This window comes from Oceanobacillus jordanicus, assembly GCF_022095695.1.
GTDB lineage: Bacteria > Bacillota > Bacilli > Bacillales > Amphibacillaceae > Oceanobacillus_B > Oceanobacillus_B jordanicus.
Window position 1 is genome coordinate 217,300 of sequence record NZ_JAIFZM010000003.1, and the last position, 13,529, is coordinate 230,828.

General features: G+C 39.5%; 11 protein-coding genes and 1 tRNA gene. 2 read left to right on the forward strand and 10 right to left on the reverse strand.

The features are described 5' to 3' along the window. Nucleotides 1–26 precede the first annotated feature (26 nt). The 7 genes from odhB to K3T81_RS05155 form a co-directional block, all read right to left on the reverse strand. The gene (odhB, locus tag K3T81_RS05125) at nt 27–1,331 is read right to left on the reverse strand and encodes a 2-oxoglutarate dehydrogenase complex dihydrolipoyllysine-residue succinyltransferase (protein ID WP_238018649.1); all 1,305 of its coding nucleotides are present in this window, start codon (nt 1,329–1,331) and stop codon (nt 27–29) included. After that, nucleotides 1,318–4,185: a 2-oxoglutarate dehydrogenase E1 component gene (locus K3T81_RS05130; protein ID WP_238018651.1), complete on the reverse strand. Its 2,868-nt coding sequence runs from the start codon at nt 4,183–4,185 to the stop codon at nt 1,318–1,320. The genes odhB and K3T81_RS05130 overlap by 14 nt, the downstream gene beginning before the upstream one ends. 434 nt (nt 4,186–4,619) lie before the next feature. Further along, complete coding sequence (trmL, locus tag K3T81_RS05135; protein WP_058950763.1) at nt 4,620–5,093, reverse strand: tRNA (uridine(34)/cytosine(34)/5-carboxymethylaminomethyluridine(34)-2'-O)-methyltransferase TrmL; 474 nt, start codon at nt 5,091–5,093, stop codon at nt 4,620–4,622. 68 nt (nt 5,094–5,161) lie between these two features. Then, nucleotides 5,162–6,010 (reverse strand): amidase domain-containing protein, encoded by an 849-nt coding sequence (locus tag K3T81_RS05140; RefSeq protein ID WP_238018653.1) that lies wholly within the window; start codon nt 6,008–6,010, stop codon nt 5,162–5,164. A gap of 64 nt (nt 6,011–6,074) precedes the next feature. Continuing rightward, complete coding sequence (gene queG / locus K3T81_RS05145; protein ID WP_238018655.1) at nt 6,075–7,223, reverse strand: tRNA epoxyqueuosine(34) reductase QueG; 1,149 nt, start codon at nt 7,221–7,223, stop codon at nt 6,075–6,077. A gap of 16 nt (nt 7,224–7,239) precedes the next feature. After that, nucleotides 7,240–8,943: an ABC-ATPase domain-containing protein gene (locus tag K3T81_RS05150; protein WP_238018656.1), complete on the reverse strand. Its 1,704-nt coding sequence runs from the start codon at nt 8,941–8,943 to the stop codon at nt 7,240–7,242. Nucleotides 8,944–9,087: 144 nt separating this feature from the next. Continuing rightward, nucleotides 9,088–9,161 (reverse strand) — tRNA-Gly (locus tag K3T81_RS05155). A 273-nt stretch (nt 9,162–9,434) separates the two neighbouring features. On the opposite strand from K3T81_RS05155, the gene dat reads away from it, so the two are divergent. Then, nucleotides 9,435–10,307 carry a D-amino-acid transaminase gene (dat, locus tag K3T81_RS05160; RefSeq protein ID WP_238018657.1) on the forward strand — a complete coding sequence of 291 codons (873 nt, stop codon included), beginning with the start codon at nt 9,435–9,437 and terminating at the stop codon, nt 10,305–10,307. A 148-nt stretch (nt 10,308–10,455) separates the two neighbouring features. Here dat and corA read toward each other — a convergent pair whose 3' ends face one another. The 3 genes from corA to K3T81_RS05175 all read right to left on the reverse strand — a co-directional run bounded on the left by corA (nt 10,456) and on the right by K3T81_RS05175 (nt 12,827). Beyond that, complete coding sequence (corA, locus tag K3T81_RS05165) at nt 10,456–11,412, reverse strand: magnesium/cobalt transporter CorA (RefSeq protein ID WP_238018658.1); 957 nt, start codon at nt 11,410–11,412, stop codon at nt 10,456–10,458. Between the two features lie 42 nt (nt 11,413–11,454). Beyond that, the gene (locus K3T81_RS05170; protein WP_238018659.1) at nt 11,455–12,114 is read right to left on the reverse strand and encodes a hypothetical protein; all 660 of its coding nucleotides are present in this window, start codon (nt 12,112–12,114) and stop codon (nt 11,455–11,457) included. Between the two features lie 92 nt (nt 12,115–12,206). Next, the gene (locus tag K3T81_RS05175) at nt 12,207–12,827 is read right to left on the reverse strand and encodes an NUDIX hydrolase (RefSeq protein ID WP_238018660.1); all 621 of its coding nucleotides are present in this window, start codon (nt 12,825–12,827) and stop codon (nt 12,207–12,209) included. A gap of 160 nt (nt 12,828–12,987) precedes the next feature. Here K3T81_RS05175 and K3T81_RS05180 point away from each other — a divergent pair, with 160 nt between their 5' ends. Beyond that, complete coding sequence (locus K3T81_RS05180; protein ID WP_106896210.1) at nt 12,988–13,500, forward strand: DNA topology modulation protein; 513 nt, start codon at nt 12,988–12,990, stop codon at nt 13,498–13,500. The last annotated feature ends 29 nt before the right edge of the window (nt 13,501–13,529 follow it).

The following is a 13,529-nucleotide window of genomic DNA, read 5'->3' on the forward strand; positions in this document are numbered from 1 at the left end:
AGCTGACGGGTTTGCCTATTAAACAATTAACCTTCTAGTAATAGATCATATGGGTCTTCTAGTAATTCTTTCACACGTACCAGGAATTGAACAGCTTCTTTACCGTCCACAATTCTGTGATCGTAGGATAGAGCCAAGTACATCATTGGTCGAACTTCGATCGAATCATCAGGCATGACCATAGCTCGCTTTTGAATGTTATGCATACCAAGAATTCCCACCTGTGGTGCATTAAGAATTGGTGTAGAAAGCATGGAACCAAATGTTCCTCCATTTGTTATCGTGAAGGAACCACCTTGCAATTCTTCCATTGCAAGTTTTTTGTCGCGTGCTTTTTTACCAAGATTACCAATTTCTTTTTCTACTCCGGCAAAATCAAGACGGTCTGCATCACGTACAACCGGAACAACAAGTCCGTCATCTGTGGATACCGCAATACCAATATCGTAGAATTTCTTTAAGACTAATTCATTGCCTTGAATCTCAGCGTTTAATAACGGGAATTCTTTTAGTGCCCCTACTACTGCTTTTGTAAAGAAGGACATAAAGCCTAATTTCACGCCGTGTTTTTCAATGAATTTCTCTTTTCGATCACTGCGTAGCTTCATAACATTTGTTAGATCTACTTCATTGAAAGTTGTTAGCATCGCAGCTTCATGCTGTACCTCAACTAGACGCTTTGCAATGGTTTGACGACGACGTGACATCTTCACTCGTTCTACTGGTTTATCAAACTCGGTTTTTTGTGAGGTTGCTTCTTTCTTTTCTGTTTTCTTTTCTTCCTTCTTACTTGAACCTTTGGCAGCAGCCTCGACATCTTCAGGACGAACACGACCAAGCGGATCTCTAGGGCTGACCTCGCTTAAATCAATATTCAATTCACGAGCTCTTTTTCTAGCTGCTGGTGAAGCGATAACTTCGCCGTTTCTGCTCTTAGTGGACGATGAATCCTTTTCCTCGCTCTTAGAAGGTTCTTCTTTTTTTGAATCACTTTCCTTTTTCGAGTCACTTTCTTTATTAGGGGATTCCTTCTTTTCCTCTTTTGAAGCTTCTTCCGCTTTTGGTTCTTCCTCGTCTTGATCCCCGCCAGCTTCGCCGTTCTCATCCACTTTGGCAATAACATCCCCGACTTCTACATCATCGCCCTCTTCTCTAAGGATTTCCGTTATGACACCTGCATAATCTGCATTTACTTCCACATTTACTTTATCTGTTTCTAGTTCAACTACAGGGTCGCCTTTTTCAATCTTGTCACCTTTTTTTACTAACCATTCAGCGATTGTCCCTTCTGTAATTGATTCAGCAAGTTCTGGTATTTTAATTTCTTTCATTGGAATCTCCTCCTTTAGACGGGTTGATTGCTTTTTGTACAAGTTGTTTTTGTTCTGCTTTGTGGACGTTTGGTACCCCTACTGCAGGAGCAGCCCGATGCGGACGACCAATATAGCGTAATTCTTGCCCTTTTTTCAATAAATCTCTTAGATAGTCATCAACATAATCCCAGGCACCCATGTTCATCGGTTCTTCCTGAACCCATACGATTTCTTCAAGATTCGGTAATTCTGCTAGTTTCTTTTCCAATTCTTCTTTAGGGAATGGATAGATTTGCTCTAAACGAAGAACATTTAGCCAATCAAAGGATTCCTCTGTATTGTCCATTGCCTCTTCTATATCTACCATTATCTTCCCTGATCCGATTAATAGTCGCTTCACCTTTTTCTTACTAAGCGTAAGATTAGGTTGCTGTCGTAATGGCTCAAACTTACCATCTGTAAATTCCTTCGGCTCAGAAGAAACACGCTGATTACGTAGCAAACTTTTTGGCGTCATGAGTATTAAAGGTCTTGCTTCTTCACGACCGCGCATTGCTGCCTGTCTACGAAGCAAATGGAAAAATTGCGCCGACGATGTAACATTTGCCACAATCCAGTTATTCTCTCCTGCCATTTGCAAGAAACGTTCAAGCCTTGCACTGGAATGTTCTGGCCCCTGACCTTCATAACCATGTGGCAATAACATTACCATATTCGATTTTTCTCCCCATTTTGCTCGTGCAGCGGAAATAAATTGATCAAAAATAACTTGCGCAGCATTAGCAAAATCTCCAAACTGAGCTTCCCAGATTACCAGCGTATTTGGTGATTGAACACTATAACCATACTCAAAACCGAGTACACCAGCTTCTGACAATGGGCTATTACGAATGTCAAATGACGCATTAGCAACCTCAGTTCCATGCATTGGACTATACTTCTCATCTGTTTCTACATCATGGAGAACAACATGCCTATGCGCAAATGTTCCGCGTTCGGAGTCCTGACCAGTTAGCCTTATGGGGATTCCGTCACGAAGTATTGAGGCGTAAGTCAGAGCTTCACCTGTTCCCCAATCTGCTTTACCGCCTTCTTCCATAGCCTTACCACGACGGTCTAGAATTTTTTCGAGCTTCTTAAACCCATTAAAACCTTCTGGACGTTTCAATAACCCTTTATTCAAACTTTGTAGAACTTCAAGCTCTACCGCAGTTTCAAATGTTTCTAAAGTATTTTCCAACGCTTTTGGCATGCATTTTACTTCTGCCTTACCGGTTTTATTTTCTTTCATACCGTCGTAGATTTCTTTGAGATGCGCTTCTACATTCTCTAGCATACTCGTAAAGGTCTTTTCTTTTATTACACCTTTCTCCTTTAACACCTCTGCATACACATTCGCAGCTGTTGGGTGTTGGTCAATGTCCTGATACAGCCCTGGTTGGGTTGTTCTCGGTTCATCCATTTCATTATGGCCGTATCTGCGGTAGCCGACCAAATCAATGAGAAAGTCCTTATTGAATTTCTTTCGATATTCGTATGCAATTTTAATTGCAGAGACACATGCTATTGGGTCATCTGCATTCACATGAATGATCGGTATTTCAAACCCTTTAGCTAAGTCACTTGCATAACGTGTTGAACGTCCATCATCCTGATTTGTTGTATACCCAACTAAGTTATTAGCGATGATATGCAAGCTACCACCTGTGGCATAACCAGGAAGCCCACTAAGGTTCAAGGTTTCCGCAACTACGCCTTCCCCAATAAATGCAGCATCCCCATGAATTAATACTGGAATCGCTTTATTTAAATCTCTCTCCGGGTATCCTGCTTTAGAGCGATCATCCTGTGCAGCACGGGCAAAGCCTTCTACTACTGGATTAACAAATTCAAGATGGGACGGGTTATGCGCAAGCGTTATACGGGTTGCTGTTTCTTCACCCTTTTTTACTTCTTTCTTTGCACCAAAATGGTATTTAACATCACCTGTCCAGCCATAGTTAATTCCCATGGAGCCTTCAGAAGGAACTAATTCTTTGTCTGGTGAATGATGGAACTCAGAGAAAATTTTATCAAACGGTTTGCCTAGCACGTGAGCCAACACAGAAAGTCGACCCCTGTGAGCCATTCCCATCATAATATTTTCAACTTTATCTTCGGTTGCATATTTTACAATCTGATCAAGCATTGGCACCATTGCTTCCAATCCTTCGATAGAGAAGCGCTTTTGCCCAACAAACGTTTTTTGTAGGAAGCCTTCAAATCCTTCAACATCCACTAAGCGTCCAAGTAACTGTTTTTTGTCTTCATCAGAAAGATCAAGCCGTGCCTTACCTGTCTCAATTAGATCAAGTAACCACGCGCGCTCAGCTTCGTTATTAATATGATCATATTCAAATGTGATCGTACCAGAATAGTATTTTTTAAGTTCATGAAGGACATCAAGGCCGCTTTCAACGTGATTCGGTGCCTTTTCCCATAACCAGCTAGCTGGCATTTGTTTTAGATCATCTTCACTTAATCCATAAGTGTCAGGCTGTACTAAATTTGAATTACGATTTTTGTGTAAACCTACTGGATAAATATCCGCTTCTAGATGACCGAAACGGCGAATAGCCTCAACAAGTTTCATAGCTGAGGTTAGTTTTTTCACATCGTGCATGGAAGCTTGAGAACCTGTTGGCAGGTCTGTTGCTCCTGCATCGTTTGATATCCAATTTGGCTTTCCATACTGATCGAACATTTCCTTTATGGAATGATCGACTGCATCTGGATCTGTTTTATACAGATCATATTGTTCTTCTACATACCCCATATTTGGACCATGAAATTCTGCCCAGAATCTTTGATTAGATTCTTCCGTCTGTGCCACGTTTTTATACCCCCATTAGAAGTTAACATTACTCGTAATGTAAACGGTTTTCTAACACTCACTCTATTATAGAACTGTTAAATGACTTTCATCAACTAATATACCCTATTTTATATACTGAAACAATATAATGTTCCAACCTTTACTATTATTAAAATCTTCCGTCTATTCAAAGCTAGAAAAGTTATGTCTTTTCTAAAAATATGAAAGCAAATTGCTTGCATTAGTTCACATTATAAACATAATTCGTTATAATAGGGACATAATCAAAAAGACGCTCTTTTTTACCTACATAAGGAGGCATAACAATGAAGCTTGCACTTTTAATTGGCGTTATCTTAACATTTATGACATCAATGTTCACATCTGGATATGAATCAAAACCAGCCGTACCTAAAAAAGATCAATAAAAAACCGCCAATATGGCGGTTTTTTTATGTGAGGTCTGGAAAGCCTTGTTGACGCAAAGCCTCATAAACGATGATAGCTGCAGTATTGGATAAGTTTAATGAACGAACCTTGTCATTCATATGAATGCGTAGACATCTATCTTCTTTGCCTTCAAGCAATTCATGTGGAATGCCATTCGTTTCTCTTCCAAAAACAAAAAATAAATCATCTTTATCATTGCTGTAATCATAATCTGTGTAATGCTTTGTACCAAAGTTTTCTATATAGTAGTAGGAACCTTTAGGATGCTTTTCATATAGTTCCTCTATGCTAGCATGTTCTTGAACATCTACATCTTTCCAATAGTCCAGCCCCGCTCTTCGTAACATTTTATCCTCTGTACTAAAGCCTAGTGGGTGAATAAGATGCAATGTTGCTCCTGTTGCCAAGCAAGTTCTCGCTATGTTTCCAGTGTTTGCAGGAATCTCTGGCTGAAATAAAACGACATGTATACTCACTGATCTAATCTCCTTGTTCGATAATCAACTCCTCCTCGTATGGGAGTAGCCTATTTATTATAGCATTACTACGAACCAATGCGAAAAAATTTATACTGAATATTGGGCGTCCAGGCTGTGGAATCTTCGTAAGACCAGTACCGGTTTCGACTGTTATCTGTATGTGCGTTAACAAGCGGCATTCCTGCTGCGTCTTTTGTCACCACAATTGTATTATGGTCCCATCTGCCATTCCCCTGGAAGTCATAACAAATGATATCTCCTGGCGCCAATTCTTCTGCAGAGCTAACTTCTTTTCCCTGCAGGCCATCCGTCGATCCACTTAAGTACCATCTCATTGAATGAGCCACGGCCCAACTAAAACTCCAGCTATCCTGGTTATACCACCAGCCTCGTTCTCTGACTGGTGCTCCTCGCATGGGAGCTCCACCAGCTAACAGGCACTGTGATATATAATTTGTGCAATCCACATCAAATTTACGAAAGTTGGGATTATAACTATTCCACCAACGCTCAGCGTATTGAACCGCCGCCAGTCGATCATAGGTAAAACGCATTCGTTCTTGGTTTGACGCACGATTCGCGTTCGGAGCAATTGATAAAGGTGACTTTACCTTTGGTGTGCTACCCCTCTTATGCTCTACAATCGAGCCCTTTTCCATTTTAAAGGTATATGGAATTACCTCCTCTTCCAAATATAGCTTATCTTTCTGCTTCGTAAGATAAGAAAAGTGAAGTCTGTACTCATACATTGTTTCGCTATCGTACCGAAACTTTCGGAATAAATGCCCCTTCCCTTCCACTCGAACGATCTTTGCACCTCGTTTTTCACAGCACGCTTTCTTCTTATCCCACCAACTTTCTTCCCGACGTTCTTCCTGTAAAAAGTCCAACCAATATGCTTTTAATTTTTCCATGAAAAATCCCCTCCACCATTACTATATGGGGAGGGGACTTGTCAAAAACCATAATAATGAACAATTATGTCTTGGCTTGATACACCTCTTGAAATGCCATGCCTTTTTCCATTTCAACCTGCACTTGTTCATCTTGCTCTGATTCCATTGCTTCTCGTATTGCCATATATGCTTCTTCTGTTCCGATTTTACCTAGAGACCATGCAGCCGTTCCTCTGATCACAGGTCTAGGATCAGTGCGCATGACTTTAATGATGTCGTCCACAGCTGTTTTATCCTTGTAATGTCCTAGTGCTATCAATGCGTTACGTTGTATAGGCTTTTTACCACGCCAAGAACCAGAAATATGACCAAAGGTTTCTTTGAATTCTCGATTGGAGATACGTAGCATCGGTTTTAACACTGGTTTTGATACGTCATGTTCTGGCTCAAATTCAGGATGTATATGAAAGTCTATCTTTTGATTTTTAGGACAGACAACTTGACATGTATCACAACCATATACTCGATTACCAATTTTAGTACGGAACTCATCAGGCAGAAAATCCTTTGTTTGTGTTAAAAATGCAATACAACGCTGTGCGTTTAATTGGCCGCCCTGTACGATGGCACCAGTCGGGCAAGCATCAATACACTTGGTACACTCCCCACAACTGTCATCAACTGGATCATCGGGTACAAATGGAATATTGGTTATCATTTCACCCAAATAAACATATGAACCAAATTCAGGTGTAATAATTGAAGTGTTTTTTCCACTGAAGCCAATGCCGGCACGTTCTGCTACAGCGCGATCTGAAAGTTCCCCTGTATCAACCATTAACCGGTTAGCCACATCTGGAACCTGTTCTTTAATAAACGCTGCCAGCTTTTCTAAGCGGTCACGCATGACAACATGATAATCCGTTCCCCAAGAAGCTCTGGCAAAAAGGCCACGCCTCTCTTCCTTCGTACTCTTTGGAGCACCTTTCATACGAGAAGGATATGCAAGTGCTATCGAAATGATTGATTTTGCTTCAGGCAATAACCTTTCAGGTTCTGTTCGTTCCTCAACGGTTCCTTTTTCAAAGCCTGATTGGTAGGATAATTCCTGCTGTCTGCGCAATCTTTCTTTTAATTCTCCAAACACATCGGCAGAGGCAAAGCCAATTTTATCAATCCCTATTTTCTTACTGTAAGCAATAATATCTTTTTTAAGCTGCGCTGTATCCATTGGCTCCGCCTCCTTTCTAATTGTGTTTCACAGCCGCTGTGCGTAATCGGTTGATCACTGCTGCTATTTCATACTTTCTCGGTCTCGCAATATCACCTGGATGCTGATTTTTAAATGGACTGAATGCCGCGATCCCTTTTTGATTCAACTGGTCATCAATATATTGCACAACATCCTTCAACGACTTATTGCCCAATACATTTCTTTGGTCAAGATGCAAAATAATATCTGCGATCAGTCTCGTTTGGGATTGATCCACCAACTGTTCCGTGTCAGCAAATTGTATGTCATTATATCCCATCAATATAGTGGAGAGTCCTTTTGCTTGTACCTTTGCACGTTTCCCCTTTTGGGTCTGTAATGATTGAGGCATGAAATAGCGTTCCGTGACATTGCCAAAGTTCTCCGTAACATCCAAATCTCGCTCAAGCGGCGAATCATTCATTATTTGCTTCGCTTTTTCTGTTACATCTTCAGGCCGGTATGTTTCCAGCATAATCACCTTGTCGGCTACTGCAAAGTAATCACCTGATCCACCCATAACCAATATAGTAGATACGCCTAGTTGTTCATCCATTTGCTTAATTTTATCAATAAATGGCGTAATAGGTTCTTGATCTTTTTTAACTAACTTTTGCATGCGGTGATCCCGAATCATAAAATTAGTGGCACTCGTATCTTCATCGATTAGTAATGTCGTAGCACCAACTTCCAGTGCCTCCATCACGTTTGCAGCTTGAGAGGTACTTCCACTCGCATTTTCTGTGGAAAAGAACGTTGTTTGCTGTTTATGTGGCAAATTATTAATGAATGGGGAAATATTAACCCCTGTCACTTTCCTACCATCCTCTGCTCTAATTTTCACCGCATCCGGATCTGTCAGGACATATTCTCTTCCATCACCCTTTGAATGATAATATACACCACGCTCAATTGCTTGAAGCATTGTGCTCTTACCGTGATAGCCGCCACCCACAATTAATGTGATACCTTTTTCTATTGCCATCCCGCGGATTGGTTCTTCCCTATGTGGGATAGAAATCTCCACCTCAGATTGTGCGGGGCTTTGAAAAGGGACTGCTTGCTTCATAGGTCGATTGCTAATGCCACTCTCTCTTGGCAAAATCGAGCCATTTGCTAGGAAAGCAATCCAGTTATGCTGTCGCATTTGTTCACGAATTGCTTCCTGCTGGTCTGCAAGTTCTATAGCTTCAGTAATCATTTGATCGGTAATAGTAAAAACCGAATTTCGAACAAGCTCAGGAATAGCCTTCGTAAATAACTTTTCTGCCTCTCTCCCATTAATCCTTCTGCCATTTGCAGGAAGTCCGACCGAAAGGCAGATGGTGATTGTATCTGAAGTAAGTTGTACAGCACTTCTCTCCAACACTTCCTGACCAGGTCGGTCAAAGAAAATATTACCGCTTTTCCCTGAGCCTTTAATTGAAATCTCATTCTTACCTACCGCTTTTCCGACACTACGTGCAATTGCATCCTCTGCTGCTATTTTTCTAGGAGCTGTTTGCAGCCATTCTTGATTAATTCCCCGCTTCTGCTTTGGAATCATAATTCGCAGCCGAGAAGGAGATGCAAATGGGTCTCCTTGTACATAATCAAGAAACAGGTCAAAGTCAGGAAAACTATATTTCCCTTGTAAATCTTTGTATGCTTTATACCCTTTATTATCAATCCGTTTTAATTGTTGAATTAAATCCTTCATATATCAATCCCTCAATTTCTCAATAGTTGCCTTAAGGATACTATGGGGAAACCCCTGATTCAAGTGAGGGGATAAGTTTTAGACAAATGAAAAACGCAACACCCCGTAAGTTAGATTACGAAACACTGCGTTAAGACATATGTATGGAGCGGGTGAAGGGAATCGAACCCTCATCATCAGCTTGGAAGGCTGAGGTTTTACCACTAAACTACACCCGCATGGAATATAAGTTTGTTTAACAACAATTACGTTGTTTTTTTGAATGCATTATTGATTATAGCAAGGCTTTTAAGAGAATGCAAGAGAAAATTTTACTTTTTTCGACAGAATACTAGAAAATCCCTATTAAGAACGTAGTTAAAGCAACTCTCTAAAGCTATTTCACCCTTTTTCTTATGACTACATTTCCATAATAATTTTTTTGAGATTCCAATTTACATCTATTCGGAGAAGTTATAGAATAGGCATAAGATTTAGGGAGGGGAAATCGCATGGCTGTTTATCCAATTATTATGACACAATCAAGCTTCACTCACCGAGATAACTTGAAATATCCTTATGAAGAACGCGGGCTTCAATTTGGCGATGGCATTTATGAAGTGATTCGCATTTATAATGGAGAATACTATTTACTTAAAGAGCATGTGGATCGATTATTTCGTTCGGCAGCTGCGGTGAAAATTAATCTTGCCGCTACAAAGGAAGAAATGACTCAATTACTATTACAACTATTGGAAAGAAATAAGATGAATAAAGACGGCAAGGTTTACTTACAGGTTACACGGGGGTCGGCTCCGAGAGATCATGTTTTTCCTGAGGGGATCCCGGAAAATGTATATGCATATATACAGGATCTACCACGCAACACAGAAAAGATGGACGCTGGCGTTGCTACGATTACCCAGCGGGATGTTCGTTGGGAGAACTGCTATATAAAAAGCTTGAACCTCCTACCTAACGTACTTGCAAAACAAGAAGCAAAGGAAAATGGCTGCTACGAAGCAATCCTACATAAAAATGGATTGGTAACAGAGTGTAGCTCTTCCAATGTATACTTAGTAAAAGACGGAAAAATTTACACCCATCCAGCTACAAATAATATCTTGCACGGATGTGTCCGTATGCGTGTTGAAAAGTTTGCTAATGATTTGGGGATACCATTCATTGAAGAAAGCTTTACTGTGGAAGATATCGCGACAGCTGATGAAATACTGTTATCTAGCAGTACATCGGAAGTTATGCCCATTATTTCTGTAGACGATAAGCAGATTGCTGATGGCAAGCCAGGTAAGATAACGAAGCAACTTCAACAAGCTTACATTGCAGATGCCAATATAGTTGAACCTGACAAAGTAAGTAATTAATCTTAAAAGATCTAAAAATGCCGAGCGTATTTAAACTCGAGCCACCGACAAGGCTTCGATTAAACGCTCGGCATTTTACTTATAGCTTCTAAATTTCAAACTAAAAAACTTACAGTTTGCTCTGACTTAACCCTTCACTACTGGTGCGTTACTTAAACCAACCTTTTCTTTTAAACCAAAGAAACATAGTAAACGCAATGACGATCATTAATATAATGGAAAAAAAGTAGCCATACTTCCAAGTTAATTCAGGCATATTTTCAAAATTCATTCCGTATATTCCCGCTATCAATGTTAATGGAGCAAATATGGATGTAATAATCGTCAAGACTTTCATAACATTGTTCGTTTGATGTGAGTTAAGAGAAAGGTAACTATCTCTTATATCAGCAGTTACTTCCCGATTAGACATGACCATTTCTGCTAATTTCAAAAGATGATCATAAATATCAGAAAAGTATTCCCTCCTGTTTTTAATTTCAACTAAATGATGGGAATTTAACATCCTGTATAACAAATCGCGCATCGGATTAACAGAATGCCTTAAATTCAATAACATGTTTCGTATATCAAATAATTCACTCATTAAATCATTCATTGATCTGTCTTGTGTATTATTTTCAATTAAATCCAATTCATCTTCCAGTTTATAAATGAGTGGAAAGTAGTTGTCTACTATTTTGTCTAATATTTGATAAAACACATAGAAAGTATCCCAAATATCCGTATTCTTACCAGTATGAATCTTCTCCCAAACATGGTTAACCTCTTTAGCCTCAGTACGATGAAACGTTACGATAAAATTCTCGTTCACAAAAAAATTTAACTCGTCCCTTATAATTTCTCTTTCTTGTTCTCGTACAGAGTGGGCGACATAAAATGTGTGATCCTCGTAGTAATCCAGTTTTGGTCTTTGGAGTTTTTGAATACAATCTTCAATCGCTAATGGGTGAAATTCAAATGTATTGGATAGATGGTTTATCTCTTCATCTGTCGGTTTGTCAAAATCTACCCAGAACCATTTATATTTATTTTGGGTGACATCTCGTATAGTTATATCTTTTTCGATTGTATTTTCATCTGTTATGCCGACACACCGAATCAACTTGATTCCTCCTTTTGGAGTGAGTCTATTCACTATCTATTATTAGTTTATTGTACTTTGCGCCCTATCCTGGATTAATAGAATGGGAAACTCGTCGTCCTCAGCAGTACTCCAAAGAACCGACTCAATATGAACCTTATCATCTAACTGTGGTAAATCTACTAATAATTCCTCCGCTACTTTAAACATATTTTCCGTTCGCTCATCATCCATATAAGGATTACCATTCTCAAAAACCTCTTCTATCTCTTCCCCAAATTGTTCAGTATTAGGCATGATACGAACAATATACTCTGTTCTTCCTGTTTCTTCATTTTCCCAGGTATCTAAGCTATAGTGGGTATTTTCAATGGCATAATGCTCATTTAAGTACATTTCTACATTCAAGTCCGTGCCAAGAGACTCATTTTTAGTAGCTTCTTCATTTTGCCCAACCTCAGTATCTTCAGAAGCTGAACCACTATCTGTTTTAGTAGTATCAGTGGACTCATTTATTGAAGAGTCTTCTGAGTCAGTGGCATTTGTTTTTCCTACATTTTCTTGTTTGTTGTTGGAGGATTTTGAAACCACATTGTCTTCTTTAGACTCAACATCTTTATTTGACGAAGCGTCATCTTTTACACCTTGTTCACCCTCAGCCTTAGTACAAGCCCCCATTAATATTAATCCTGTTAACAGCAAAATAGTAAGCAATTTCTTCATGTTCTACACTTCTTTCTAGTAAAATTATTCCCTATCAATTGTAACAAAAGATAGTAGAGTGAAGTGGAAATGACCGTCTTACTCTTTCACTCTCAAGTCTTCTCCAATCTTTCTACAAAGTGATGAATAATTCTTGCCGTTAAGCCCCAAATAACTTTATCCCCAAAGACATAGAAGTGTTCTGCAAATTTACTTGTTCCCCATTCATAGTCTTTTCCACCAGGGATGAGCTCAAATGGAAATGACTCCTCTGGCTCCATTGCAACATTCACATAATGAATTTGTGGCGGATTATCCAGAAAAAATTGCAATGGCACGCTAAATACTTCATCCACTTCGGTGGGATTAGGAATCACATCTGAAGTACTGTCTATTATTCCTGTGTATGGATAGACAATCATGCCAAAGGATGAAACAAGGTAATCTAATGGAAGAACATGAGAAACCCGTTCCTTTTCTATCCCTAATTCTTCTTCGGTTTCTCTAAGAGCTGCATCTTGGGCACTTGCATCACTAGGGTCTATTTTCCCGCCAGGAAAGCAGATTTCTCCAGGTTGCCTTCTTAAGCTAGCTGCCCGTACTTCAAATAAAAGGTGGATCCCATCTTCTTTTTCCACTAACGGAAGAAGGATGGCATATTTATAGAGGTCTTCTGCTCCGAGGATTCCAGCGGTATGGTGTGTGAGTTTGTGGAGAATCTCTTCTTTCTTCATCACAACTTCTCCTTCCTTTTTAAATTATCCTTTACTATAACACGAGATCGAATGATTAATCTTAAACCCTGTTTTGTGAAATAAAAGGAATGTATTTTTAGAAAATTATGTTATAATAATTCTTCTTGCTTGTCCATATATTTAGGAAGGGAGTTATGTTATGAGGAAAGTTGCAATCATTGGAAGTGGGGGTGCTGGCAAATCTACATTAGCGAGAAAGCTTGGCGAAATACTAGATATTCCTGTTTACCATCTAGACGCAATTTTTTGGAAACCTAATTGGGAGCCGATCGGACGTGATGAACTAATTGAAAAAACGATGGAGATACAGGAGACTGATGATTGGATTATAGATGGAAACTATAATGCGACAATGGAATTCCGCTTACAACAGGCAGACACGGTTATCTTTTTGCATTACAAGACACTTCGTTGCCTTTATGGAATCGTCAAGAGACGCTTACAATATCATAATAAGACTCGTCCTGATATGGGGAAAGACTGTAAAGAAAGGCTTGATTGGGAGTTTTTCAACTGGGTACGTACGTATAATAAAAAGAAAGCCCCACTTGTCTATGAGCGTCTTTCAAAATTAGAAGACACAGCAATACATGTCTTTACTTCACCTAGTCAACTAGAGGCCTATTTAAGGGAATTGCAGAAAACAGCCTAACATAAACATTTGATTCGGTACTCGAAATA